Source organism: Parapedobacter pyrenivorans (genome assembly GCF_014636865.1).
Taxonomy (GTDB): Bacteria; Bacteroidota; Bacteroidia; order Sphingobacteriales; family Sphingobacteriaceae; genus Parapedobacter; species Parapedobacter pyrenivorans.
Window position 1 is genome coordinate 703743 of the sequence record NZ_BMER01000001.1, and the last position, 23946, is coordinate 727688.

27 protein-coding genes are annotated in these 23946 nt (G+C 47.4%); 6 read left to right on the top strand and 21 right to left on the bottom strand.

Translation table 11 applies throughout. The annotated features are described in order from the left end of the window. Window position 1 precedes the first annotated feature (1 nt). The 5 genes from IEV98_RS02600 to IEV98_RS02620 form a co-directional block, all read right to left on the bottom strand. Window positions 2-1783, bottom strand: coding sequence for a DUF885 family protein (locus tag IEV98_RS02600; RefSeq protein ID WP_188504366.1), 1782 nt, complete (start codon window positions 1781-1783; stop codon window positions 2-4). A gap of 180 nt (window positions 1784-1963) precedes the next feature. Beyond that, the gene (lhpI, locus tag IEV98_RS02605; protein ID WP_188504367.1) at window positions 1964-2902 is read right to left on the bottom strand and encodes a bifunctional Delta(1)-pyrroline-2-carboxylate/Delta(1)-piperideine-2-carboxylate reductase; all 939 of its coding nucleotides are present in this window, start codon (window positions 2900-2902) and stop codon (window positions 1964-1966) included. A gap of 114 nt (window positions 2903-3016) precedes the next feature. Then, window positions 3017-4159: an acyl-CoA dehydrogenase gene (locus IEV98_RS02610; RefSeq protein WP_188504368.1), complete on the bottom strand. Its 1143-nt coding sequence runs from the start codon at window positions 4157-4159 to the stop codon at window positions 3017-3019. 89 nt (window positions 4160-4248) lie between these two features. Beyond that, window positions 4249-4716 carry a VOC family protein gene (locus IEV98_RS02615; protein ID WP_229738535.1) on the bottom strand — a complete coding sequence of 156 codons (468 nt, stop codon included), beginning with the start codon at window positions 4714-4716 and terminating at the stop codon, window positions 4249-4251. A 76-nt stretch (window positions 4717-4792) separates the two neighbouring features. Beyond that, a complete protein-coding gene (locus IEV98_RS02620; RefSeq protein ID WP_188504369.1) occupies window positions 4793-5284 on the bottom strand; it encodes a VOC family protein in 492 nt (163 codons plus the stop codon). Between the two features lie 97 nt (window positions 5285-5381). Between IEV98_RS02620 and IEV98_RS02625 the strand changes: the two genes are divergently transcribed. Beyond that, on the top strand, window positions 5382-5804 hold the full coding sequence (locus IEV98_RS02625; protein WP_188504370.1) for a secondary thiamine-phosphate synthase enzyme YjbQ: 423 nt from the start codon (window positions 5382-5384) through the stop codon (window positions 5802-5804). A 54-nt stretch (window positions 5805-5858) separates the two neighbouring features. Here IEV98_RS02625 and IEV98_RS02630 read toward each other — a convergent pair whose 3' ends face one another. From IEV98_RS02630 to IEV98_RS02675, 10 genes are all read right to left on the bottom strand, one after another. Next, entirely contained in the window at window positions 5859-6548 is a 690-nt protein-coding gene (locus IEV98_RS02630; protein ID WP_188504371.1) for a YiaD family glycine zipper/OmpA-like lipoprotein, read from the bottom strand. Between the two features lie 81 nt (window positions 6549-6629). Next, complete coding sequence (locus IEV98_RS02635; protein ID WP_188504372.1) at window positions 6630-7379, bottom strand: peptidase associated/transthyretin-like domain-containing protein; 750 nt, start codon at window positions 7377-7379, stop codon at window positions 6630-6632. 67 nt (window positions 7380-7446) lie between these two features. Further along, complete coding sequence (locus IEV98_RS02640) at window positions 7447-7845, bottom strand: hypothetical protein (protein ID WP_188504373.1); 399 nt, start codon at window positions 7843-7845, stop codon at window positions 7447-7449. 37 nt (window positions 7846-7882) lie between these two features. Then, window positions 7883-9295, bottom strand: coding sequence for a 23S rRNA (uracil(1939)-C(5))-methyltransferase RlmD (rlmD, locus tag IEV98_RS02645; protein ID WP_188504374.1), 1413 nt, complete (start codon window positions 9293-9295; stop codon window positions 7883-7885). A 32-nt stretch (window positions 9296-9327) separates the two neighbouring features. Further along, window positions 9328-9903, bottom strand: coding sequence for a TetR/AcrR family transcriptional regulator (locus IEV98_RS02650; protein ID WP_188504375.1), 576 nt, complete (start codon window positions 9901-9903; stop codon window positions 9328-9330). Between the two features lie 3 nt (window positions 9904-9906). After that, window positions 9907-10329: a hypothetical protein gene (locus IEV98_RS02655; protein ID WP_188504376.1), complete on the bottom strand. Its 423-nt coding sequence runs from the start codon at window positions 10327-10329 to the stop codon at window positions 9907-9909. Then, window positions 10330-11367, bottom strand: coding sequence for a phenylalanine--tRNA ligase subunit alpha (gene pheS / locus IEV98_RS02660; protein WP_188504377.1), 1038 nt, complete (start codon window positions 11365-11367; stop codon window positions 10330-10332). Between the two features lie 68 nt (window positions 11368-11435). Next, window positions 11436-11897 carry a single-stranded DNA-binding protein gene (locus IEV98_RS02665; RefSeq protein ID WP_188504378.1) on the bottom strand — a complete coding sequence of 154 codons (462 nt, stop codon included), beginning with the start codon at window positions 11895-11897 and terminating at the stop codon, window positions 11436-11438. Between the two features lie 25 nt (window positions 11898-11922). Further along, window positions 11923-12975 (bottom strand): A/G-specific adenine glycosylase, encoded by a 1053-nt coding sequence (mutY, locus tag IEV98_RS02670; protein ID WP_188504379.1) that lies wholly within the window; start codon window positions 12973-12975, stop codon window positions 11923-11925. A gap of 20 nt (window positions 12976-12995) precedes the next feature. Next, window positions 12996-13745 (bottom strand): EcsC family protein, encoded by a 750-nt coding sequence (locus IEV98_RS02675; RefSeq protein ID WP_229738536.1) that lies wholly within the window; start codon window positions 13743-13745, stop codon window positions 12996-12998. 138 nt (window positions 13746-13883) lie between these two features. On the opposite strand from IEV98_RS02675, the gene IEV98_RS02680 reads away from it, so the two are divergent. Then, window positions 13884-14519: a peroxiredoxin gene (locus IEV98_RS02680; protein ID WP_188504380.1), complete on the top strand. Its 636-nt coding sequence runs from the start codon at window positions 13884-13886 to the stop codon at window positions 14517-14519. Between the two features lie 92 nt (window positions 14520-14611). On the opposite strand, the gene IEV98_RS02685 is transcribed toward IEV98_RS02680, so the two are convergent. Beyond that, a complete protein-coding gene (locus IEV98_RS02685; protein WP_188504381.1) occupies window positions 14612-15718 on the bottom strand; it encodes a S1 family peptidase in 1107 nt (368 codons plus the stop codon). Window positions 15719-15729: 11 nt separating this feature from the next. Then, window positions 15730-16305, bottom strand: a complete 576-nt coding sequence (locus tag IEV98_RS02690) for an RNA polymerase sigma factor (protein WP_188504382.1) — start codon at window positions 16303-16305, stop codon at window positions 15730-15732. Window positions 16306-16430: 125 nt separating this feature from the next. Between IEV98_RS02690 and IEV98_RS02695 the strand changes: the two genes are divergently transcribed. Next, entirely contained in the window at window positions 16431-17405 is a 975-nt protein-coding gene (locus tag IEV98_RS02695; protein ID WP_188504383.1) for a polyprenyl synthetase family protein, read from the top strand. Window positions 17406-17757: 352 nt separating this feature from the next. Beyond that, window positions 17758-18537 (top strand): amidohydrolase, encoded by a 780-nt coding sequence (locus tag IEV98_RS02700; RefSeq protein ID WP_188504384.1) that lies wholly within the window; start codon window positions 17758-17760, stop codon window positions 18535-18537. A gap of 20 nt (window positions 18538-18557) precedes the next feature. On the opposite strand, the gene IEV98_RS02705 is transcribed toward IEV98_RS02700, so the two are convergent. Continuing rightward, window positions 18558-18944, bottom strand: a complete 387-nt coding sequence (locus IEV98_RS02705; RefSeq protein ID WP_188504385.1) for a hypothetical protein — start codon at window positions 18942-18944, stop codon at window positions 18558-18560. A 109-nt stretch (window positions 18945-19053) separates the two neighbouring features. Here IEV98_RS02705 and IEV98_RS02710 point away from each other — a divergent pair, with 109 nt between their 5' ends. Together IEV98_RS02710 and IEV98_RS02715 are read left to right on the top strand one after the other, a co-directional pair. Further along, window positions 19054-19551 carry an RNA polymerase sigma factor gene (locus tag IEV98_RS02710; RefSeq protein ID WP_188504386.1) on the top strand — a complete coding sequence of 166 codons (498 nt, stop codon included), beginning with the start codon at window positions 19054-19056 and terminating at the stop codon, window positions 19549-19551. Then, window positions 19538-20140 (top strand): hypothetical protein, encoded by a 603-nt coding sequence (locus IEV98_RS02715; protein WP_188504387.1) that lies wholly within the window; start codon window positions 19538-19540, stop codon window positions 20138-20140. Before IEV98_RS02710 ends, IEV98_RS02715 begins: the two co-directional genes overlap by 14 nt. On the opposite strand, the gene IEV98_RS02720 is transcribed toward IEV98_RS02715, so the two are convergent. From IEV98_RS02720 to IEV98_RS02730, 3 genes are read right to left on the bottom strand one after another with little or no spacing between them, the layout of a single operon-like run. Next, on the bottom strand, window positions 20137-20916 hold the full coding sequence (locus IEV98_RS02720; RefSeq protein ID WP_188504388.1) for a Rossmann-like and DUF2520 domain-containing protein: 780 nt from the start codon (window positions 20914-20916) through the stop codon (window positions 20137-20139). The two genes, IEV98_RS02715 and IEV98_RS02720, sit on opposite strands and share 4 nt — an antisense overlap. A gap of 1 nt (window position 20917) precedes the next feature. Further along, window positions 20918-23368 carry a cytochrome c biogenesis protein CcsA gene (ccsA, locus tag IEV98_RS02725; RefSeq protein ID WP_188504389.1) on the bottom strand — a complete coding sequence of 817 codons (2451 nt, stop codon included), beginning with the start codon at window positions 23366-23368 and terminating at the stop codon, window positions 20918-20920. 9 nt (window positions 23369-23377) lie between these two features. Further along, entirely contained in the window at window positions 23378-23815 is a 438-nt protein-coding gene (locus tag IEV98_RS02730; RefSeq protein ID WP_188504390.1) for a cytochrome c maturation protein CcmE domain-containing protein, read from the bottom strand. Between the last annotated feature and the right edge of the window lie 131 nt (window positions 23816-23946).

Sequence of the window (23946 nt, forward strand, 5' to 3'; positions counted from 1 at the left end):
ATCAGTTAAAGTCATAAAACTTCCAGTTCGGTTCATAATCTCGTTTCAGCTTTTGGTTGGTCAACGTGGCATGCACCATTTCCATAGGCAGATAATTTTCTTTGATGACCGCCTCATGGAACGCCTTGAAAGTCATTTTTCCACTATCTACCAGTTCTTTTTTGATACTGTAGAGCTGTAATCCGCCAACGAGGTATGCCAATTGGTACAATGGACTGTAATTGGCCTCAAACGAGCGCTTCACTTCGCCATGTGCATTGGCGGGTTCATGCCCTACACGGTTTACCAAGTAGTCGATACATTGTTGTGGGGTCCATTCGCCGAGATGGTATTTGATGGAAAAGGTTATGCGGGCGCACCGGTGCATCCGCCAGAATAGCATGCCGATGCGCTCTTCCGGTGTTTTGGCAAATCCCTTATTATATAGGAGTAATTCCCAATAGAGGGTCCATCCCTCCGTCCAAAACGGTGTGTTGAATGCTTCACGGCGATACGTTTTATACCGGCTATTCATGAAATATTGCAGGTGATGCCCCGGTACCAATTCATGTTGCACTGTACCACGGGAGAAGTAAGGGTTATTGCCACGCATGCTCATCAACTTCTGGTCATGCGACATCGTGTTGGTGGGGTAAGAGACACTAATCTCCCGACCGCCGGTAAAGAATGGATTTACCAGCTGCCTTTCGGGCGTCATCATGATCATGCCCCAGGTTTCCTCGGCAAGTGGCGGCAAATCCATCAGTTCATGCTGTTTGATGAATTGCATTGCGTCGTCATTGAGCTTAATGATCAATTCGGGCTGTTTGCCGGGCGCCACATAGCTATTCTTTACTTTTTCCTGCGCGGCTTTCCAATCATCTCCAAAACCCATCTCACGGGAAGCCTTTAGCAATTCCGCCTCGCACCAAGCAAACTCCTTATCCGCGAGTTCCAGTAGCTCATCCGCCGTATAAGCGATCAGTTCTTCCTGCAATTGGCGATTGAGTTCTTCACGCCCGATGGGCTGCCCAGCAATATTGCTGCCATCGTCGAATACCTTTGCATCACTTTTCGAACGGATGACCTTCAAATAGCTATCTAGCGCTTCATCAAGTGCCTTATAAGGCTCGGGTACCCACCACGTAAACAACGGATCGTAGCCGTTATAAAAATCGTAGGCACTTTTCAGGCGAGACTTCAGTCCTTCCAGTACACCGGCCAAAAAGGTCGCGTCGTTTTGGTCGATTTTATCCAATTTTTCCACGGCATCTCTGGCCACCTCCAATGCTGCCAGTGCATCGTCCAGCTGCTGAGCAAAGGCAGCACCGTCTACACTCGTACCCCGGCGGCGCTTCGCTTCAACATCATAGATGGTTTCGGAAAAAGGAATATATTGCTCAACACGCCGGTATTGCACCGCTTCTTCTTCAAGATCTTTGAGACTGGCCTCGATTTTCCGCTTTAACAGCACATAGTCGACCTGCCCATGGATACTCATGCCATCGAAGTCCAGTCGATTCAGCTTATCGAGGTATTCGTTATCCAATTTAAGCATCCTCTCCCGTTGTTCGGGCGAATTGGCTGAAGAACTCCCCCAACGACTATATCCACCTGATGACATGGGGCCATAGAAATAGGCGATGGCCCGTGTATCTTGGCCATATTGTACCACCAAGCCCGACACTTCGCTCGCCTGCTCGTATAAGCTGGTTAATTGGGTCGTTTGCTGCGCAACCGCAAAAGCAGGAATAAAAATCCCATAGCATAATGCGGCAAACGTATTTCGTAACTTACATGTCATAATGAACAATTTAAAAATAGCCGCTCCGAATCAAAAAGCAACAGGTTTACTAAAATGGGTTAGCAATTGGAGCAAATATAGGATAAGATACGCGAGCAAAGGTAATCACATATTAACTTATCATGCCCCGATTTGAGCAAGGCATGTAACATCGTTATGGCATAAGGAATGAGTTGCCGCTTACCCGGCCACCGATTCGTATGCCAAAAGTGCGGCTGCCAAATCTTCAATGGCCAGCCCTGCTGATTTGAAGAGTGTGATTTCGTTTGGGGTGATTCTACCGATATGTGCTCGCTTGCATAGCGCTACGATATCAGCTTGTACATCCTTAGGATCGAATACGCCATTGGCAATCGGGATAGCGAGTTCGCCGGTTTCGTGGAGCGCGCCCTCCCGGGAATCAACAAACACATTGCTCCTACGAATAGCTTCATCATCTGCCTCCCGTGTTTTCGGCATGTGCGAGCCAATCAGGTCTAGGTGTGTACCGGGCTTCAGCCACGCGCCTTTTATTAGCGGCGACGGCGACAATGTTGCGCATGAGATCACATCGGCCTCACGTGCAGCTTCCTCCAGATTCTCAGCAACGTCTACCGAATATCCTTCTGCTGCCAGCTGATCCACAAAGGCTTGCGATTTATGCATGTCGCGTGTCCAAACCATTATGTGTTTATACGGCCGCACCGTTGCGTGCGCTTGCACGAGGTGGTGCGCTACCTTACCACTACCTACCACCAGCAATGACGCCGCGTCCTCGCGTGCCAGATAGGAAGCCGCGAGGGCCGATGTGCATGCTGTACGCCGCGACGTGAGCTGTGCAGCATCCAGGTGTGCCAATGGCACGCCCGTCCGAACATCCAAAAGGGTATAGCTAGCATGAATGGCGGGCAGTTTCTTATCATTGTTCGCTGGTGCCACTACCACCTGTTTGATGCCTAGGTAATCGTCATTCCAAGCGGGCATCAGAATAAGGGTATTTTCGATATCTTTATCGGTACGGTAGAAATGATGATGACGTACCGGCATGGTGTAATTCGACAGGAACATGCGACGCAATGCATCGATCAGTAAGCTATAGTCCAACGCAGCAACAACCTGCTCACCGGAAATGTGAATCATGATGGTTCAATTTCATTAAAAGGTGCCTAATCACTTTTTCGGAAAGGGTAAAGATAACCGATAAAACTGATGAAGACCACCCCAAAATTGGCCGTTTCCGACCACATTTTCACATCAATCCTTCAATAATTCCCTGGATATCACCATTCGCTGGATTTCCGAGGTACCTTCGTAGATCTGGGTAATCTTGGCATCACGCATCAAGCGCTCCACATGATACTCCTTTACATAACCATATCCACCATGGATCTGCACGGCTTCCACGGTAGTTCTCATGGCCACTTCGGAGGCAAAAAGCTTGGCCATGGATGCCGCTTGGGTGTAGGGTTGTCCATTATCTTTGAGCCACGCCGCTTTAAGGCATAGCAGTCTTGCAGCTTCAATCTGCGTGGCCATGTCGGCCAGTTTGAACTGGATAGCTTGGTGCTGGGCTAGGGGCTTGCCAAATGTCTGGCGCTCTTTGGCATAGTTGAGCGCCAATTCATACGCTCCAGCGGCAATACCAAGGGCCTGCGCCGCAATACCGATACGGCCACCTTCTAGCGTTTTCATCGCGAATCTGAAGCCAAAGCCATCCTCGCCGATTCGATTCGCCTTTGGCACCTTTACATCGTTGAATAGTAAGGAATGAGTATCTGACCCTCGAATACCCAATTTATTCTCTTTTGGCCCTATCGTGAAACCCGCCATACCCCTTTCCACAATGAGTACGTTGATACCGTGGTGACCCTTTTTGGGATAGGTTTGCGCAATTACGAGGTAGGTAGATGCACTACTTCCATTGGTAATCCAGTTTTTCGTCCCGTTGAGCAGGTAGTGGTCACCTTTGTCTTCCGCCGTGGTGTGCTGGGAGGTCGCATCAGATCCCGCCTCCGGCTCCGATAGACAAAAGGCCCCGATACATGCTCCGCTGGCCAAGGGCTTCAGGTATTTTTCTTTCTGCTCTTCGGTGCCATATTTTTCAAGACCATAGCAAACCAATGAATTGTTAACAGATACCACCACCGAAGCCGATGCGTCGATTTTGGATAATTCTTCCATGACCAATACGTAGGATGCTGTGTCCAATCCAGCTCCGTTGTACTTCGGGTCAACCATCATTCCCAAAAATCCCAATTCGCCCATTTTTTTTACCTGCTCGACAGGGAATTGCTGGTGTTCATCGCGCTCAATAACACCCGGTTTCAGTTCTTGCTGGGCAAAATCACGGGCGGCATCCCGTATCATCCGTTGTTCTTCGGTGAGTTCGAATATCATAACTGTGCGGTTAATAAGGTATCAGCTATACCTAAGGCAAAGGTAACAAAAAAATACTATGCAAGCATAGTATTACAATCACTTTGCCGTTATTCGGCCGCTCCTGAATACTTCACGATATCAATGCCGATCCCATTGGGATCTTCGATCGCAAAGTGCCGATCCCCCCACGGTTCATCGCGAAGGCTGATTTTGATCGTAACGCCCTTCGCTATCATTTTTTCATGCCATGCATCCACATCATCCACCTCTATGGTGAGGTACACACCCTGCCCCTGAAAGGGCGGCTGGAAGAGTGGTTGCTGCGAAGGATGGTTGGGCAATAAGAAGCTGATTTCAGCGGTTCGATCGGGCGTATGGAGCAAGAGATAAAACTCGTTCTCGAACGTCACGCCGAAACCCATTATTTCGGTGTAAAAGGACTTGGTTTCCGCTAGCTTTTCGGTAATGACTCCTGCGTTTAATTTCATCGTCGTTTGATTTTTGATGCTGTCCGCATGCTGGGCGTTTGCGCTGGAAACGGCATATGCTACAGACAGTAAGGTGAATAAATGCATAATTCTTTCGTTTTAACTATGCAAAGTTGCCCTAAAACGTCGAATCACAATTGTAAAAATCGGACAAGTTCCGCCACTAATCCAACTCACGCAACAATCCTTCCAAGTCCAGCGCCCGCGTGTACATTGTCAGCGAGCCGTCAGGCAGGTGGGGCCATTGCTCCTTAGGCCGGTCCCAATACAATTCCACGCCGTTACGGTCTGGGTCATCCAAATACAGCGCCTCCGACACACCATGATCACTTGCTCCGGTCAGCGGATAGTCTGCCCGCTGCAACCGGTCAAAAATGACAGCGAGATCCTTTCTTTCTGGATATACAATAGCCGTATGAAACAGTCCCACGCCATATGTTGGCGCAGGTGGAGCACCTTCGCTATGCCAGGTATTCAGTCCGATGTGGTGATGGTACCCGCCGGCCGAGATGAAAGCCGCCTGCCCGCCATAGCGTGTTGTTAGCTCAAAGCCTAATAAATCACAATAAAACGCTAGCGAACGCTCGAGGTCCGACACTTTGAGATGGACGTGCCCGATCCGTGTTTGGGACGGGATGACATAATGTTCATTCATAACAACAAACTTAGCTAAACTACCCTTTATATCCAACAACGAGGAGCCCATGGTGGATCCGTGGCCACCGCAAAATATTTGCTATCTTGCCAACCTTATGGAGATCTTTCAACAACAGGTGACACTACGGGAACGACCGAGGGGCTTCCATCTCATCACCCGCGAAATAGCCGATTGTTTATCCGCCATATCGCATTGGAAAGTAGGGATATGCCATGTTTTCATCCAACACACTTCTGCGTCACTTACCATCAATGAAGACGCCGACCCAACTGTCAGGATGGATTTCGAAACTTACTTCAATAAGGCAGTCCCCGAAAATGATCCTGATTATCGCCACGACTATGAAGGATCGGATGATATGCCTGCACACATCAAGTCCTCGCTGATGGGCGTATCGGTAACGATTCCCATCCAAAATGGGAAACTGGCTTTAGGTACCTGGCAAGGGATATACGTTTGCGAACACCGCAATCACGGTGGTAGCCGACGGCTAATGGTAACTGCTTGGGGTAATTAAAAAATGCGGCCACACAGACGTGGGCCGCACTCTTCGATTTGATGTAATAGCCCGCTATGTGCCAGCTTGATTCTTTGCTTCTTCTATCATCTTATCATTGGCTACGATCACGATTTCCACCCGGCGGTTCTGGGCCCGTCCCGCGTCCGTATCATTGTCGGCAATCGGCTCATGGAAGCTTCTTCCTTCGGTTTTGACCCGACGCCCAGCCAGACCTTGTGAAACAGCATAACTCTTTACCGACCGCGCCCTGCGTTCCGAAAGCCCTTGATTATAGTTATCCGTGCCTTTGTTATCAGTATGGCCGATAACCAAGATATCGGTATCTGGATTATTATTCATCGATTCAACCAATTTTGCGATATTATCTTGCGCTGCCGGTTTCAAATCCGTTTTGTCAAAATCAAACAGGATCCCCGAATCAAATTTCACGATAATACCCTCATCAGCCTTGATAACCTCTGCTCCAGCAACCGTACGTTCGATCTCTGCAGCTTGTTTATCCATCTTTCTACCGATAAGCCCACCAGCTACACCACCTATCGCAGCGCCCGCAAGCGCACCCACAGCAGTATTGCCTGCCTTGTTACCGATAAGTGCACCCAATGCACCACCTGCTACCGCACCTGTGGCGGCACCTTTTTGCGTATTACTCATCGACTGGATTGTACCACAGCTGCCCAACAGCATCGCCGATGTAGCTACCGAAAGTCCCAATAAGGCTAGTCTTCTATTCGTCATCATGATGTTCATCTTTTATTTACAACGAAGGAGTGCAAACCCAATGCCAAAAATGCATACCGAGGCACCGATGAGGTAAAGCCGTTACTGGTTGAGCTCAGCTTCCAGCTTGGGCAGCTTCGGCGCAGCGGGTCGGCCATCGCGGTCAAATTGCTTGAAGGATTGAACAATGTAGTTGGTAATATCATACTCACCCCAATATTGGGCTTTCTCATAGGATGGTCGATACCAGATCATGAAATTGGTAAGATCGTCGCCGCTCAGACCCGTCAGCTCCTGGATTTTCCGGCTGCTGAATTTCTGGTCTACCTCCGTTTCGGCAAGCTCGCGCTCCATATAATTACCAAAACGCCGGGCATTCCGCGGCGTACGGCCAAACAGTTCGTAAAGCGATGTAATGGGGTTAAAAATATAGGCTAATGCGGGTGGCTTACCGTCAAAATAGACCCCTTGCTTACGATAGCCGCGCATGACATCACGGAGTTCAGCTTCTTTACTCATCCGGTTTACATCTACCTGATCTAAAAGAATGCTTCCAGGACTCATATCAATAAGGATGTCACTTAGTGTCTTAATTTCGGTCGTAGCAGTTTGATAACCCATAAGGGTCGCCACGAGTGAATCTCCCACCGAAGCCCATAGCTCAAAGGTACCCAAACTCCCTGAAGCAGCGGCCTGGCCGGTAGTTTTATTCGTGATGGTCACGCTCCCCAGGCGCTTGCTAGATCCGGCCTCCACCACGATACCACGGACAATTCCGGACTCTTGTGCAAAGAGCCAAGTCGGCAATATCAACAAGGAAATAAACAGTACTATTTTATCAAGATTACCCATACGCTTACTTCCATTTGACTGCTTTTTACTTCAAACGTTTAAACGGCACGTCATCTTGTATCAATTATCAAGCTTTATACGGATAAAATACAAAATTGGCGCCTTCCGGTACAACAACAAATAGACACATAAAATCCTCCGGCTTTTTGTATTTCTTGACGAAATGTGCTTGTCGATCTTCCTTGATGATTCCGCGTTCTACCAACTCCTCCAACGTGGAAGCCTGGATAGACCAATTTGTTCCCAGTTCGTCCTTATTCAGTATCAGTTCCCCTAAGCTTACTTCATGCTGATGGGCGATAAAGATAGGGTAAGCAGACAGTCCTTCGGCCATGATCTCTACGGCAATTTCCTTAATGGATTCGCTGTAAAAATCTAAATCCGCCTGAAGGCTCTTCAACGGGCTCTCCTTTTTCGGTTGCCCGTCGTCATCGGCTTGCGCGCCAAGCAAATCTCTTAATTCCATAAAAAATCAAGTCAAAAAAACCAACAACCCAGCCGTACTACTTCTTCAACATCAGCAACACGACGTTTTCGACGTGCTGTGTATGGGGGAACATATCAACAGGGCGTATCCGCCGGACCTCATATTTTTCGCCGAGCAACGCCAAATCCCGGGCCTGTGTGGCTGCATTGCAGCTTACATACACAATCTTAGGTGCCGCCATGGCTAACAATCGGGCTACTACATCGGCATGCATCCCGGCTCGGGGCGGATCAACAATAACGACGTCGGGTTCACCATGTTCCAGAATAAAATCCGCCGTGAGGACATCTTTCATATCCCCCGCAAAGAACTTCGTGTTGCCGATGTTGTTTAGCTCCGAATTGATTTTCGCATCGTCGATTGCCGACGGTACGTATTCCACACCGATAACTTCGTGTACATCCCGTGCTATAAAATTGGCTATTGTTCCGGCACCGGTATACAAGTCATACACCCGCTCATCTCCTCGAAAAGCGGCAAAGTCGCGGGCTATCTTATAGAGTTGGTATGCTTGTGCTGAATTTGTCTGATAAAATGACTTAGCACCGATTTTAAAACGCAGCCCTTCCATTTCCTCGAAAATATGGTCGCGACCCGCATAGACGTGGATGTCCTGGTCAAATATCGTATCGTTCTTCTTGTGGTTTAGCACATACAGCAGCGAGCTAATCGATGGAAATTCCTGATGCAGAAAGGCCATTGTCCTTTTAACGGTGTCCTCGTCTGCATAGGCAAATATCACGATGACCATCAGTTCGCCCGTAGAGGCCGTACGGATGATGAGGTTGCGTAGGGCGCCTTCATGTTGCCGCAAGTCATAAAATGAAATGCTATTTTCCAATGCGAAAGACCGCAGCTTGTTGCGAATGGCGTTTGAAGGATCTTGCTGCAAAAAACAATGTTCGATGTCGAGGATTTTATCAAACCGCGAAGGCACGTGAAAACCCAGCGCATTCATTTGCAAGCCTTCTTGCGCATCATCTATATTGGTTAGCCACCGTTTATTGGAGAAGGTATACTCCAGCTTATTACGGTAATACTGCGTCTGAGGTGCCGCTAATATGGCCTCCATGGCTGAGGTATCGACCTTCCCCAGGCGGGTAAGGGCATTGCTTACACCCTGCTGTTTGTAGCGAAGTTGAGCGTCGTAATCCATGTGCTGCCATTTGCAGCCACCGCATACACCAAAATGCTCGCAAAATGGCAATGTCCGATGGGATGATGCTTTCTTGAGTTGGTGTACCCGTGCCTCCGCAAAATTCTTTTTCTTGCGCAGCAATTCTACGTCTACCACATCACCTGGAATGGCTTTGTCTACAAAAACAACCAACTCGTCAACCTTGGCTACGCCCTTACCCTCTTCAGCAATGTCTACAATCGAAATATCAGCTAGCAATCGCTGTTCGGGTGGAATCCTTCTTCTGCTCATAGGGATGCAAAGGTACGGGTTTTTTACAACACCTACTCTACAGTGGCTTTAACAAGGTAAGGGAGGATTTCCTTTTGGAAAGAGACGAAGTTTTTGCGGACGTCGGCCTCGCTCACCGAAGTGAAAGCAAATGAAAAAACGATGTTTTTACTGGCTTTGATCAGAAAGGTCAACTTTTCGGGCGCTACGGCTTTACCAATCTCCGCATTATTGATAAAGGAGCTGATGAGCAGAAATTCCAAGTCGTCAGACAGCGTACGCAGGTATTCTTGCGTATTGGTAGATTCACGGATAAAATCCCATCCCAAAAATTCATTGCATATCGTATACGTAAGGCGGCTCACCCTCAAGATCGTGTTACCCAAATAGGTTTCCAAGTCTGCCTGATTGTTATATTTGCTCAGTAAATCCGCCACACTTTCACGGATATAATCCATGAGTATAGCATGCAAAACCAGTTCTTTGCTATCGAAGTATTTATAAATGGTAGCTTTGGCGATTTTTGCCCGGCGGGCAATTTCATTGACACTGGTTTTCTTATAACCGTATCTCCTGAAAAGGTCCCGGGCAGCTTTCTTGATTGATTCTTTTACTTTATCAGCTTCCATTTATTAATTTGAAACAATTAAAATGTCCTGATTTCTCCTCACGTGGTAAGGCCTCAGGGGGCATTCGGCAACAGCTGATGGGGAGCCGTTGGTTAAAATATACTTTGCTCCCGAGCATGGGTCAATGGCCAATGGCGCGCCTTTTTCGAGTTCGACGGCGCATTGCCGCTGCGGATTGACCGTACTGCATCGATCAAATGCTACATATTGTCCATCGCTTACCTGCATAATAAGGAGTCCCGCAACCCCGCCGTGTTCGGCGCCCAGGGCGACGGGTTGCATGAGTAAGCGCAATTCATTAAACTCCACTAACGATATCGTTGTATTAAACGGGCGATAGTCAACCACATTGCATCCACCCTTTTTGCAGGCCGTAGGTAACAGCGAGACGGCTGAGAACGCAATACACCAAACGACCTTGCCCATCTAAATCAATTCCGTTTCAAACTGGCTCAGAAAACGCACGTCATTCTCGGAAAAAAGCCGCAAATCTTTGATTTCATATTTGAGGTTGGTAATACGTTCGATACCCATGCCGAACGCAAAACCACTGTATTTCGACGCGTCGATCCCGCAATTTTCGAGCACATTGGGGTCTACCATGCCGCAACCCAATATCTCTACCCACCCTGTTCCTTTGCACAGCGCACACCCCTTACCCTTACATATCGTACAGCTGATATCCATTTCCGCAGATGGCTCGGTAAAGGGGAAGTAAGAGGGTCTGAACCGAACTTTCGTATCCTCACCGAATAACTCCTGTACAAAGTAGTATAACGTCTGTTTCAAGTCGGCAAAAGAAACATCCTCATCTACATAAAGCCCCTCCACTTGATGGAAAAAGCAGTGCGCCCGCGCTGATATCGCCTCGTTTCTATACACCCTGCCGGGCATAATAGCACGGAAAGGGGGTTGGCCATTTTCCATCATTCTTACCTGTACCGATGATGTGTGTGTACGCAGCGCGATATCATTACCATCTTGCTTCTTGATGAAAAACGTATCCTGCATATCCCGAGCGGGGTGCTCCGGCGGAAAATTGAGTGCCGTGAAATTGTGCCAATCGTCTTCTATCTCCGGCCCTTCAGCTACCGAAAACCCCAACTTCTTGAATATTTCCACAATTTCCTTCCGCACCAAAGACAACGGATGCCGCGAGCCAACCACAAATCCTTCGCCCGGCAAGGTGAGGTCATCCTCATCTCGCTTGCGGGCCTCCATTCCTGATGAAAATTGCGCTTGTAATATTTTATATTTTTGTTCGGCAGTCTGCTTTAAATCGTTCAATGATTTCCCAAGCACACGCTTTTGATCGGGCGATACCGATTTAAACGCTTCGAAAAGGTTGCGGACCGCTCCCTTGGTCACCAGGTATTTCAAACGGAATGCTTCTACATCCTCGTGCGATTGGGCGACAAACTGGTTAATTTCTTGGGTATACTCTGCTATTTTCTCGTGCAACATGACGCCAAAGATACGAAATTTTCTTTTTTTAGCTGTCTGTGGACTGTTTTCGGAGCTTAGTTATTTTTTTAAAAAAGTGCATCATCTTCACCCTCATTTTCCTTAAAATTAACCTCGGAGCTGCTACCGTCGCTCTTCTTGGCGACCTGCTCGCCCGTTCCGTCAACTGTATTCGTGGGATTACTTGGGGCATCAAAGTCGCTCTTACGGCCCAATAAAGTAAAGTTTTCGGCAACCACCTCCGTCGTATAGCGCCTTATCCCTTCCTTGTCTTCGTACGTCCGTGTTCTCAACTTACCCTCCACGTACACCAATTTACCTTTGAAGAGGTATTTTGCCGCAACTTCCGCCAATCCACGCCACATTACGATATTGTGCCATTCGGTCTGTTCCACCCTTCGACCATCTTTGTTATACATTTCGGAAGTCGCCAACGGGAAACTCGCCACGGTAACATTGCCTTCCAGGTGTCGGATTTCCGGGTCCTTCCCCAAGTGGCCGACTAAAATAACTTTGTTGATGCCTGACATAATAATTTAGGTGTATTTTGATGAATCATTCAAACATATAATCCTTTAAAAAAGAATAAATAAGCTTCGGTTTAGCTAATGTACCTAAATCTTTGATAAAAACATAACCCCATTTCATTTTTTTGTCGCCAATGCCTCCATTCACATGCACGGCGATGAATTGTGCAAAGAGGTTTTGGTGGCTCAATACATGCTTCACCGGTCCTGCCAACAATCGCAACGCTGCGGTTGCACCGAAACATGCAACAACTGCCGGGGTGCTCGCCAGTTCGTGCGTTTCCATCTGATAGGGCGTCTCGATCAACGGCAATTCGTAGAGGTTTTCCCAGATATCTCCCCGCCCCCGTTTATTCATTAAAATACGATCCCCATCCACCATCACGAAATAATTGAAATAGCGGTTACGGCTTGGTTTACTCTTTATTTTCACCGGTAGCTGGGCTACGCGTCCTTCCCGCCGTGCCTTACAGTCCAATTGCAGGACACAGGTGGCGCAATCCGGGTTTTTGGGTTTGCATTGCATAGCACCAAATTCCATGACCGCTTGGTTGTAAATGCCGGGTTGTGTAACCTCAAGTAACTCTTGCGCCAGTGCGAGAAAAAGCTTCTTGCCTTTTGACGAATTGATGGGCGCATCGATTCCAAAGTATCGGGCCAATGTCCGAAATACATTGCCATCTACCACAGCCTTTGCTTCGTTACCAGCAAAGGAGGCAATCGCAGCCGCTGTATATTCGCCAACCCCCTTAAGTTTGATGAGATCATCATACCGGGCTGGAAAAATACCCGCATATTCCGCCACGACAGTTTTTGCAGCCCTATGCATATTGCGTGCCCTCGAATAATACCCCAGTCCCTGCCAATGGAGTAGTATTTCGTCCTCCGGAGCTTCGGCAAAGGACGTCACATCGGGATAACGCGAAAGGAACCGATGAAAATAAGGGAGCCCTTGTTCCACTCGGGTTTGCTGAAGGATGACCTCGGAAAGCCAAATGACATAAGGATCTTGGGTATGCCGCCACGGCAGATCCCGCTTATTCAGATTATACCAAGCAATGATTTCACTGGAAAATGCCATACGGCAAAGGTCCTGTTTTTTTAGTTTGCCTCCAACATTCGCATCCGATAACAATTCATCACTGTTGTACCCAATTGCTGCACGAGTCGGTAATTGACCACCGCGCCGACAGCGGCGCCAATCACAGGAACCAATTGAGCCATTTTGGCCAAGTCGATGTAATCCCGATATTCCAATTGAAACGTACGCCAATCGAAGCTATCCACATCGTCGGGTAACCCTTCGGCATATGCATCCCAGGAAAGTAGCCGTTCATATACCTCAGTCCGGTATTTGTGGCTGGAAAATGCCAGTTGAAATACAGTAAGCAAGAAAAGTCGTTCTTTATACTGTTTTACGTCGTACCCATAGGTAACTGCGATATCGAATAACATTTTCATTTTGATGGCCAATAATACCGGAAAATCCGCCATACCCATCAGGAGTCCCCCTGCACCGGTGACAGCCCCTTCCACAGAAGCGGTCTTTTTGTAGGTCTCAATAAACTTCCTTACGTATGCCTCCCGCAATTGGAAGCTACCGGATACCCTCGGGGATGTCGTGGTGTATTTCGCCCCGAAAAGCACGCCCTTCACCATCTTTTCAATGGTGAAAGTAACTGCTTGATGAACTTTTTCAGGGATCAGGTTATTGAGTTTCGTTTGTATGTTTTTAGCCCATACGCTACCCACCGCTTGCTTCTTTGTCATTTTGTGCTTCCAAAATGCCAGTTCAATTGTTACCTTTTTGCGGTATAATGGCGACATGTCAGCGCCCCACGCTTCTTCCATGTTTTTTTGACGGGTAAAAATTAATTTTGTTACGATAAGTTTTACCATCACATCGTCATAAAATAATAGCAGAATCTTTTAATTGTGACAAAACCTACTAACTTTGTAGACTACAAACTAATTAAGGAGGAGTAAAACATGAGTTTAAGATTAGGTGATACCGCGCCGAATTTCAAGGCGGTAACGACAATCGGAGAAATCGATTTTTACGACTACACAGAAAACAGCTGGGTAGTTTTGTTTTCACATCCCGCGGACTACACTCCCGTATGTACCACTGAATTGGGTCGTACTGCACAGCTGAATGCGGAATTCGAGAAACGTAACACCAAGGTTTTGGCAGTAAGCGTCGATCCTATTGATAGCCATCATGGCTGGATCAAGGATATCAATGAAACGCAAAACACCAATGTGGAATTCCCGATTATCGCGGATGCCGACCGCAAAGTGGCTGAATTGTATGACATGATCCACCCCAACGCATCCGCCACGGCAACTGTACGCTCGGTGTTCATTATCGGTCCAGACAGGAAAATCAAGCTGACCCTTACGTATCCAGCGTCGACAGGACGGAATTTTTTGGAAATCCTACGGGTAATTGATTCGTTGCAACTGACAGCCGATTATAGTGTAGCCACACCGGCAGATTGGGAGCATGGTCAAGATGTCATCGTAGTGCCCGCCATTCCAACGGAAGAAATCCCTGCAAAATTCCCGAAAGGTCACAAAGTCATCAAGCCATACCTCCGTACCACCCCCCAGCCGAATATCTAATATCCGTCGGCCAATTACAAAGTTAACTCACTAAAAAAGCGGCTGATCTTGGAGATCTACCGCTTTTTCCTTTATTTCACAAAGTCCCTAACTTAATAGACCTTCACCAGGTAAACGTAATCCTGTATCTTTTTTATTTGCTCAGTCCGCTTCAATCCATTGAGCGCGTTCTTTTTATTGATGGTTAACTTGCTTTCCAGTGAATCTGCTGGTACCGCCGATATCGATTTCAATAGCGCTTCCGTTTTGATAGCAAACGAGGCTCCATCAATACCCGTTTGCTTGCCACTGATAATACCGATTACGTTGCCTTTGCTATCCAATACAGGCCCACCGCTATTGCCCGGATTGACCGGGATAGATATTTGATATGCTGTGGTATCACCAGCGTAGCCGGTACGCGAACTGAGGTAACCCTGCCCGTATACCACTTCATCCCTTGGATAACCGATAGTATATACATCCTCCCCAAGGTCCGAGGCGGATTCCTTGAATGTATAAGGCACATTTTTCATACCGGTAAACGTACTGTCATTGATATGCAGCATCGCTAGGTCATGGGTAGGATCGATGTAGATTACCTTTGCCTTGAACGACTCCCCTTTTGTGTTTTGTAAGTGGACTGAATCTGCTCCCCTCACGACGTGATAATTGGTTACCACATAGCCATTGGCGGAAATAATAAAACCAGTAGCGCCAAAATGACTTGCTGACTGCTCGCCTTTTTGTTTCTCGTTGTTAATATTACGAATCACAGCATTCTGGGCATTCACATTTTTCTTCACGGTATTCATATCCCGTCGCAATGCACTATAATTGGTCGTGGTGTTTTCAATGGTCTTGTAATACCCTGATAACCACAATGTGGAGAATACGGCAAAAATGGCCACACTCGCGGCAACCAATGAATTCACTTTGAACTTATTCCAAAGTGTAATCACAAACGGCTCGATGCGATCCACCGATGGTCGCATAGCCCCTGCTTGGTATTTTGCTGCTGCTGACGCTAATGTACGCTTAAAGGCTTTTCGGTCAGCATGATCTTTAAGTTGCTGTAAAAATAACCGATGCGTGGCCAACTGTTCGGCCGCGGCTGCATTTTCCTGACAATATTGTTCAAAGACAATCCGCTCGGAACCATCCATCTCACCGTTCAGGTATCTATCGGCCTGCACTATGAATTCCTGCTCATTCATCATATCCGTTTCACTTACGTTGTTGTGGTAAAAAACAATTTCTTTAGCCGTTGCAGACACTTGTACTTCTGTGTCTTGGCGTTATCCGTATTGGTGTAGCCGAATTTTTCGCAAATCTCCTGCATCGACAAATTCATGATATAAAAATCATGGATAATCGTCCGGCATGGCTCGCCCAATTTGTCCAATGCCTGTTCCATCACGGTCAGTTGAAGGTCCTTTTCCACATGTTTAGCCAAATCTTCTTCAACTGGAATGACGTCCTCATAATTGCTGACATCATGGAAAGTGCGACCCTTGTTTCCTAACTGTTTGAGCCAAAGCCTTCGGCATACGGAGTAAATATAGGTTTTCAATTTGCTGCTCAGCGCAAAATCACCTTGCTTAACCTTGTCGTAAAGGACGATGATCGCTTCTTGAAAAACATCTTTTGCTTCATCTTCCGTACCACTATTCTGAACAACCATATTTAGTACCATCGGAAAATAATCGTGATATAATCCCTCCAAGGTAACTGCATCACCGTGCGCAATGCCATCGATGATTCTCAGATCTGCTCCCGGTACAGCAGGTTTGCTCAATTTACTCACTGATTAATACGCTTATGCTCGAATAGTAACCCATATATCCCTTCAAACCTACCACATTTTTTTTGATTTTGAAATGCCCCACCATTGGCGTGGATATTCCTATCTTAGCCAAAAATTAGAGCCCCATGTACGACACCGGCGCATTGCAGCAACGGATTACCGAAAGATTGTCAGAACTCGGTATTCCTCAACTTCCTGGTAATCTCTACGATCCCATCCGCTATATGTTGCAAATTGGTGGTAAACGTATCCGGCCATTACTTACCCTCATGGCGGCCGACCTTTTTTCTGTCGCTGACATCGAAGAGGCAGTACCGGCAGCACTGGCAATCGAGTTGTTCCATAATTTTTCGCTCGTGCATGATGACATCATGGACAATGCCCCATTGAGACGTGGACACCAGACCGTACATGAAAAATGGAATCCCAACATCGCTATCCTTTCAGGCGATAATCTACTGATTATGGCCTATGGACAATTGGCGAACTGTCCTGCCGACAACTTGCCAGCAATCCTGAAAACCTTCAATACCATGGCCGCTGAAGTATGCGAAGGACAACAGTCGGACATGGATTTCGAGCGGACCGATATAGTCAGCATCGATGAATACCTCAACATGATTCGGCTCAAAACTTCCGTGCTGTTGGGAGCGGCGCTAAAAATGGGGGCGCTAATTGCCGGTGCTGACCAAACGAACGCACAGTCCATCTATAGCTTTGGCGTTGACGTGGGCATCGCCTTTCAATTGCAGGACGACATTCTCGACGTATATGGAGATCCCGAGCAATTCGGCAAGCAACGGGGAGGAGATATCCTTGCCAACAAAAAGACATACTTATTGGTGAAGGCAATGGAGATGGCTGATGTTGCGACCCGAACCGAATTACGCGCTTGGTTAGCAGATACCGACCATCCTACGGACAAAATTGACCGGATAACGGCCATATACAATAATCTAGGTGTAAGAAGTGAGGTGGAGTCCGCCAAGCAATTACACATTGAGCGGGCCTATACCGCCTTAGACACTATCCCTGTCCAATCTAATCGCAAGACACCGCTGCGGCAATTGGCGCAAGCGCTGTTAAACCGGCGGCAATAGGCAACTGCCTCATCCCATGTTATTCGCTTGCCCTTTCAACCTGCTTTTCCTATAGGTTAACTATTGGCTTGCTAATTCCATTCCAAATTATTGGTTTATTATAGGGTAATAATAGGGGTTTCATAGGTAAAAACACCTATAATTACCGGATTATAAATCATTAATACCTTATTTGCATTATAGTTAACTTAGGAAACATGCTGAAAATATTGACAAGCAAGGCGACGGCGGGCCGCCGTATATAACTGGCAGTATAATTGCAGCAATACGACCTATCAGTTTTAGTTTTGATGATTTATTACTAACTTGTGCTTTTGCACGCTACAGAATATAGACACCATACCTCATCAATATGGATGCATTAAAAATCACGACTTTCCAAGCGTATCTTTTTTGGGAGAATATCGACAAAAACCTAAACAACCTCGCGTTGAAACTGTCGGGCATCCGCGAAAAGACCGATTTGATTGTATTGCCGGAGATGTTCAATACCGGATTTACGATGAATGTGGAGCGATGTGCCGAGAGGCCAGATGGGAAAACCATGCATTGGATGCTGGAAATGGCACAAAAATACAATTGTGTTGTAGCAGGGAGCCTCATTATTGAAGAGGATGGCAATTATTATAATCGGTTCGTATGGATGACCAAAGACGGTGATTATGTTAAATATGATAAACGTCATCTTTTCGGCATGGCCAAGGAAGACACCGTATTTACCGCCGGGACCCAACGGGTCATCGTAGACCTCCACGGTTGGAAGATATGCCCAATGATCTGTTACGACCTTCGCTTTCCGGTTTGGTCGCGCAACCTCGATGGGGCATATGATATCTTGCTTTATATCGCGAGCTGGCCGGACAAACGATCAGCACATTGGCGCAGCTTAATCCCTGCCCGCGCCATCGAAAATCAAGCGTTTGTCATCGGTGTAAATCGGGTAGGACATGATGGAAATGAGATTTACTATTCCGGAGGTTCCATGTGCATTTCCCCTGTAGGAGACGTTGTATATTATAAACCGGAATATGAAGACCTCTACACATTTACAATTTATCGGAAAGACCTGGATGATACCCGGCAGGGCTTGCCTTTCCTAAAAGATATGGATAATTTCAATTTGGAAATCTAGTATCCGCCTTCAATTGTTGGCTATCGATATGGCCGCTCGAGGATAACTGACTTAATAATGGCATCGCGCAGGTCGAATTTTGCCGTATCGAATGTGGCTTGATCGTGCGTTTCTTCACTAATTGCCAGTCGTGTGGGTATTGCCGGACGTTGGCCACTTTTATATACACGTGTTGCCCCCTCTGCATCCATTACACCCGAATACGCCTCAAACTCGGTATTTACGGGTGTTGCCGGCTGTTGGGCAGGCATGGGTGGGATGTGAGCACGTCGATCCGCATTATCTTCCGGCAACGGGGGTTGGCCCAGGTTTCGTTTTTGTGCCTTTTCCTGCTCTTTCTGGAAGTTTGAATACGCCTGAAATGCAAAAATTACGACTGCGATAAGTATCGGTATAATGGTCTCCATGGTATAAAGTTACGGAAATTTTTGATAACGAAACGAAACACCTGCTTTCCATAGCCTACATTTGTAACATCGGGTAATGATGAGTGTCTAATCCATGTAACTGCCGTACATGAGTAGCCAACGACAACTATTCCAGAAATTATTTGAAGACAACTCCAAGCGGGTGTATCACCTTTGTTACGGCTATACCGGCGACAGCGATTCGGCCAATGATCTGATGCAGGAAACCTTTATCAAGGTCTGGCAAAACCTCGATAAATTCCGTAACCAATCACAGTTCTCGACGTGGATATACCGGATCGCGGTAAACACCTGCCTCTCTTATTTACGGACAGCAAAGCGCCGGACAACGGATGAACTCAACGAAAACATCATTGAAAATTATACAGAGGAGCCTTCGGAAAAACAAGAACAGATCGCGCTGCTATACAAATCCATCGCGCAGTTGGAAGAAAATGAACGGATTATCATCACCATGGTACTCGATGAGGTTCCTTATCCCGAGATTGCGGATGTGGCTGGTATTTCCGAAGGTAACCTGCGCGTGAAAATACACCGGATAAAGCACAAGCTAACAGAAATATACAACAGCAATGAAAGGGTTTGATGAGATACAACAACTTTGGCAAGGGCAGGCACCCGACCCAAACGTTAGCTTTGAGGCCATGTTGATGCGCATTAAGGGTAATCGGTCTGCACTCGCTAGGAAATTGTTCTGGCAGAGTATAGCTGTAGGTATCGGTGTGGTAATCTTACTTTGGATGTGCGTAGCCGTTGATTTTTCGACCTGGACAACGTACCTTGCGTTGGTCATTATGATTGGCTGTATCTGCTATTACTTCGTAAACCAATTGAGTGACTACCGTGCCATTAGCAACAGCCATCATCTGCTGTCCAAACCACAGGATTACATCAACTACCTAAAGGTTTTCCAGCAACGGCGCAATCGCTTTAATACACGAAGTTATACCGTTTATGAAATCTGCATCGCAATCGCCTTCGCTTTGTATGGCGTTGAAATGTATTTTGCACTGCCACTTTGGACATTTGTCGGTGCCATTGTCTTTATCATCTTCTGGTTCCTGATTTGCCATTTCGTCTTCATGAAACAGTACATCCATAACGAAAATGCACGCATCGAGGAAATGATCGATAATTTGGAACGGATTAAGGGTCAGTTTTACGACCCCAACTAAACTTTTCCAGACACTCCTTTTCCACCAATTCGGAAGCTTAGCGTTTCGTATATAGCTTTGAGGTCTGGCTGATTTTCCAACAACTCCATGTGTTTCTGCATCGTGCGCTCATCATTCCGTATTGCCGGGCCGGTCTGCACATCCCTGGGCTGATGGTCCATTACCTTTTCGGCAGTTTCGAGGATCAGCGGCCGGAGGAGGTCAACATCCAAGCCGTATTCCTCAAGCAAGTCTGCGGCAATCGAATACAAGTGATTGGTGAAGTTGCAGGCAAACACCGCGGCCACGTGGATGGATAGCCGCTGTTTGGAGTCACAACGGAAAACCTGGCCGGACAAGTTACCTGCCAGCCGTGCGATCCACCCGTACGTTTCTTCGTCGGATCCCTCCACGGCGACAGGGATGGTTGAAAAGTCGACTACCTTCGCCTTGGAGAAGGTCTGCACGGGATACAATACGCCATACCGAACAACACGCGCCCCAAAAACTTCGATACCGACACTCCCTGCCGTGTGCATCACCACGCCTCGCAAAGGCGACGGCAGTTGCGCGACCACCGATGCAATCGCATCGTCTTTTACCGCGATGATGTAACCGTCAGCCTCTTTAGTGAGTGTACCGAAATCGCTAATCGCCTGCGCACGCAGCGTACGGGCCAATGCGTCGGCATGGGCCTGTGCACGGCTATATACCTGCAATATTTTATGCCCCTCATTTAAAAGAGCATGGCCAAGGTGCGTGGCCACATTGCCGCTACCCAGCAACACGACCTCCATCTCAGACGTGCTTGGATTTGACTTCCTTATTGCGACGTAGAATGGACAGGAAGAAGCCGATGGTCATAACAATGGCACCACACCAGAAGAAATTGATATATGGGAATTTGATGGCCTTGAAAACCACCCACCGCTTTTCGGGAACTGGCTTTTGATAAACCATCAATTCCAGTTTGTCCTTCTGAGGCATGATGTTGCTGAACCGGAACCGCAATCCTTGCTCCTTGACGTCTTTGAACAAGTCGAACGTCGTACCGCCCCGGATGAGAAATACCGGCTCGGCATCGTAGGTATCTCCACTGGCGGCGTGGACCTTGAGTTTTAGGCCAACGATGACATCATCCGCTTCACGCGGGATGTTCTGTACCGTAGCATTACGATTAATTCCCTCCACGACGATGAAGCCATTACGATAGCGCAAGGTATCACCGATATTGGTTTCATAGACCGCTGGCTCCTCGTAGTCTTCAAAACCGGTCTGTTCTCCATCCCCTTGTCCTTGCTGATGCGTGTCGGCCATCGCTGCGGTGATGAGCGTATAAACATCGTGCGTGAGGTAATGCTTGGTATCAGGCGTACCGATAAGACCACCCATATCAGGATTGTTCTGCGCAAAGGGACGCAGTTGGAAACTATCTGTTACCCTCCCCGTCTCTTCATCTACTTCTTCATAGTTAATCTTATAATACACATTGGGCGGAGCCACACTATCACCCACGTAGGTAATGCGGTAATCCCCCATCTGCACGGGTTCACCTTCGGTGAGAAATAAGTTATCCCCGGGCTTTTCGACTTGGTCGAAACCCGCCACGGCAATGTAATTGCTACTGTTTACGGAAATTACTTCGTTGGTAGCTGCCGCTACGAGTGCGCCGATAAGCAAGAGCCCGAACCCGATGTGGGCTACGGCCGATCCGGTGAGCTTCCATTTACCCCTGATGGCGTCACCCAGTATTTTTCCATTGGCGACAATCGTATATGCCGCAGAAAATACCAGCAGGATATACATGAAGTTGGCGTACACCTTGGTCACGTACACTACAATGGCTGTAACAACCGCCGCCACGACCAACGACGCGATGGCTGCCGCGTAGAATTTACGGATATCCGTCCGTTTGTATTTCATGAACTGCGTGAATGCGGAAAGCAATCCCACAACCACTGCAAAGCCCGCTTGCCATTTGTTATAATGTGCTATCGGATCAATCGGAGGAGCCACTTTCGTTCCAAAAACCGCATTGAATACCGGGATAGAAGTAGATGCGATGATCTGCACACAAGCTACAGCGAGCACCAATGCGCCGATGAATAGCCAAAATTCGCGCGAGTAAATGTCTTCCTCTTTCTGGGTGGACGGCATCTCTTTCTTGCGCCTAACCAGCAGGTATACCATGATGCCCAAGAAAATCAGATTGAACGCCACGAGTTGCCAATATAAGCCCAAATCGGTGAATGAATGCACCGATGTTTCGCCCAATACACCACTTCGCGTAAGAAAAGATGCATAAATGACCAGCACGAAACTCACCATGACCAAAAACGTAGCGGTGAAATAAGAGTGTCCAGAATTTTTATAGGCAACCATTACGTGTACAGCCGCGATGAGCGTAAACCAAGGGATAATAGACGCATTTTCGACTGGGTCCCAAGCCCAAAAGCCACCAAAATTGAGCGCTTCGTACGCCCAAAAAGACCCCATGATAATACCAGCGCCTAAGGTCATCACGGCGAAGAGTGCCCAAGGTAGACCAGGCGTAATCCACTCTTTAAACCGCCGTTGCCATAGCCCCGCTACAGCATAGGCAAACGGCACAATCATGGCAGCGAATCCCAAGAAGAGCGTAGGTGGATGGATAACCATCCAATAATTCTGCAGCAAAGCATTCAGGCCGCGGCCATCAACAATCATCCCGAGATAATTGGGATCCGACAAAATCGGAAAGTCCATTGCTTCCCGCAGCAGAATGAAAGGTGAGCTGCCCACACGCTCCCCGAAAATGGCTATACCGATCAGCATGGAACCCAGCACGGCCTGGCACAGCATCACCACGGCCATTACCGGGCTTTCCCAGCTCTTGGCTTTAAAAAGTAACACGGTACCCAGTACCGCCTGCCAGAACATCCACAACCAAAAGCTTCCCTCCTGTCCTTCCCAAAAACTCGAAATGATGTAATGGGTAGGCAACGACATGGAAGAATGGGCCCATGCGTAATGGTATTCAAATAAATGGTTGTAAATAATATAGAATAGGCAACTGCCAATTGCCACTACCGACACGACGTTGGTCCAAAAGGAAATCCGCGCTATACGCAGCCACGAACGGTCTTCGCGTTGCTTTGCCGCAAAGTAATAGGCCACACACGACAACAATGCGGAGCCGAAAGAAAGAATGACAAAGAACTGGCCGATTTTACCAGGCAAAAGGCTTTCACCTACATAAGTTATATCCATCTACGTATGCTATCGATTACTGGCTGATGGCCCAACAAAACCCATGGTTTTTGCCGTTGACGCCTCGATCACTTCTACTTCACCATCATTGTATTTTGACGGACATTTCATCAGAATCTTACTGGCATGGAACTCATCCCCCATCATCTTGCCCGTTAAGACGATTTGCTCCGAGCGCTCGATGTCCTGCGGTTTAGCACCCCGGAATATCACCCGGCATTCCGTGCTGTCATTGTCGTACATATAGAACGAAAAATGATTGGCGTCTTCAACGGGATTATAATGTAAATCCTTTTCTTTGTTAAGGACACCCACCACGTACAATTCAGATTGCTTCTCCTTGGCTTCGCTGAATGTGGAGTAGGTACTCGAATCTGCGTAGATCACTACAATCATCGCAATAGCTATCGCGATAATGATAATACCTATTACTGAACTTTTCTTCATGTCATTATCCCCCAACGGATTAATACTGGAATACAAAATTACGAATTGGAAAATGAAGCTACGAATATTGCAAGTGATTGCAGTTTTTTAGAATTATTCTAAACAAAGAAGGGGAAAAAATTCCGTATGTT

Excerpts from the sequence above, each read along its gene's own strand:
- IEV98_RS02600 (WP_188504366.1), bottom strand. The coding sequence starts at position 1,783 with ATGACATGTAAGTTACGAAATACGTTTGCCGCATTATGCTATGGGATT.
- lhpI (WP_188504367.1), bottom strand. The coding sequence starts at position 2,902 with ATGATTCACATTTCCGGTGAGCAGGTTGTTGCTGCGTTGGACTATAGC.
- IEV98_RS02610 (WP_188504368.1), bottom strand. The coding sequence starts at position 4,159 with ATGATATTCGAACTCACCGAAGAACAACGGATGATACGGGATGCCGCC.
- IEV98_RS02615 (WP_229738535.1), bottom strand. The coding sequence starts at position 4,716 with ATGCATTTATTCACCTTACTGTCTGTAGCATATGCCGTTTCCAGCGCA.
- IEV98_RS02620 (WP_188504369.1), bottom strand. The coding sequence starts at position 5,284 with ATGAATGAACATTATGTCATCCCGTCCCAAACACGGATCGGGCACGTC.
- IEV98_RS02625 (WP_188504370.1), top strand. The coding sequence starts at position 5,382 with ATGGAGATCTTTCAACAACAGGTGACACTACGGGAACGACCGAGGGGC.
- IEV98_RS02630 (WP_188504371.1), bottom strand. The coding sequence starts at position 6,548 with ATGATGACGAATAGAAGACTAGCCTTATTGGGACTTTCGGTAGCTACA.
- IEV98_RS02635 (WP_188504372.1), bottom strand. The coding sequence starts at position 7,379 with ATGGGTAATCTTGATAAAATAGTACTGTTTATTTCCTTGTTGATATTG.
- IEV98_RS02640 (WP_188504373.1), bottom strand. The coding sequence starts at position 7,845 with ATGGAATTAAGAGATTTGCTTGGCGCGCAAGCCGATGACGACGGGCAA.
- rlmD (WP_188504374.1), bottom strand. The coding sequence starts at position 9,295 with ATGAGCAGAAGAAGGATTCCACCCGAACAGCGATTGCTAGCTGATATT.
- IEV98_RS02650 (WP_188504375.1), bottom strand. The coding sequence starts at position 9,903 with ATGGAAGCTGATAAAGTAAAAGAATCAATCAAGAAAGCTGCCCGGGAC.
- IEV98_RS02655 (WP_188504376.1), bottom strand. The coding sequence starts at position 10,329 with ATGGGCAAGGTCGTTTGGTGTATTGCGTTCTCAGCCGTCTCGCTGTTA.
- pheS (WP_188504377.1), bottom strand. The coding sequence starts at position 11,367 with ATGTTGCACGAGAAAATAGCAGAGTATACCCAAGAAATTAACCAGTTT.
- IEV98_RS02665 (WP_188504378.1), bottom strand. The coding sequence starts at position 11,897 with ATGTCAGGCATCAACAAAGTTATTTTAGTCGGCCACTTGGGGAAGGAC.
- mutY (WP_188504379.1), bottom strand. The coding sequence starts at position 12,975 with ATGGCATTTTCCAGTGAAATCATTGCTTGGTATAATCTGAATAAGCGG.
- IEV98_RS02675 (WP_229738536.1), bottom strand. The coding sequence starts at position 13,745 with ATGGAAGAAGCGTGGGGCGCTGACATGTCGCCATTATACCGCAAAAAG.
- IEV98_RS02680 (WP_188504380.1), top strand. The coding sequence starts at position 13,884 with ATGAGTTTAAGATTAGGTGATACCGCGCCGAATTTCAAGGCGGTAACG.
- IEV98_RS02685 (WP_188504381.1), bottom strand. The coding sequence starts at position 15,718 with ATGATGAATGAGCAGGAATTCATAGTGCAGGCCGATAGATACCTGAAC.
- IEV98_RS02695 (WP_188504383.1), top strand. The coding sequence starts at position 16,431 with ATGTACGACACCGGCGCATTGCAGCAACGGATTACCGAAAGATTGTCA.
- IEV98_RS02700 (WP_188504384.1), top strand. The coding sequence starts at position 17,758 with ATGGATGCATTAAAAATCACGACTTTCCAAGCGTATCTTTTTTGGGAG.
- IEV98_RS02705 (WP_188504385.1), bottom strand. The coding sequence starts at position 18,944 with ATGGAGACCATTATACCGATACTTATCGCAGTCGTAATTTTTGCATTT.
- IEV98_RS02710 (WP_188504386.1), top strand. The coding sequence starts at position 19,054 with ATGAGTAGCCAACGACAACTATTCCAGAAATTATTTGAAGACAACTCC.
- IEV98_RS02715 (WP_188504387.1), top strand. The coding sequence starts at position 19,538 with ATGAAAGGGTTTGATGAGATACAACAACTTTGGCAAGGGCAGGCACCC.
- IEV98_RS02720 (WP_188504388.1), bottom strand. The coding sequence starts at position 20,916 with ATGGAGGTCGTGTTGCTGGGTAGCGGCAATGTGGCCACGCACCTTGGC.
- ccsA (WP_188504389.1), bottom strand. The coding sequence starts at position 23,368 with ATGGATATAACTTATGTAGGTGAAAGCCTTTTGCCTGGTAAAATCGGC.
- IEV98_RS02730 (WP_188504390.1), bottom strand. The coding sequence starts at position 23,815 with ATGAAGAAAAGTTCAGTAATAGGTATTATCATTATCGCGATAGCTATT.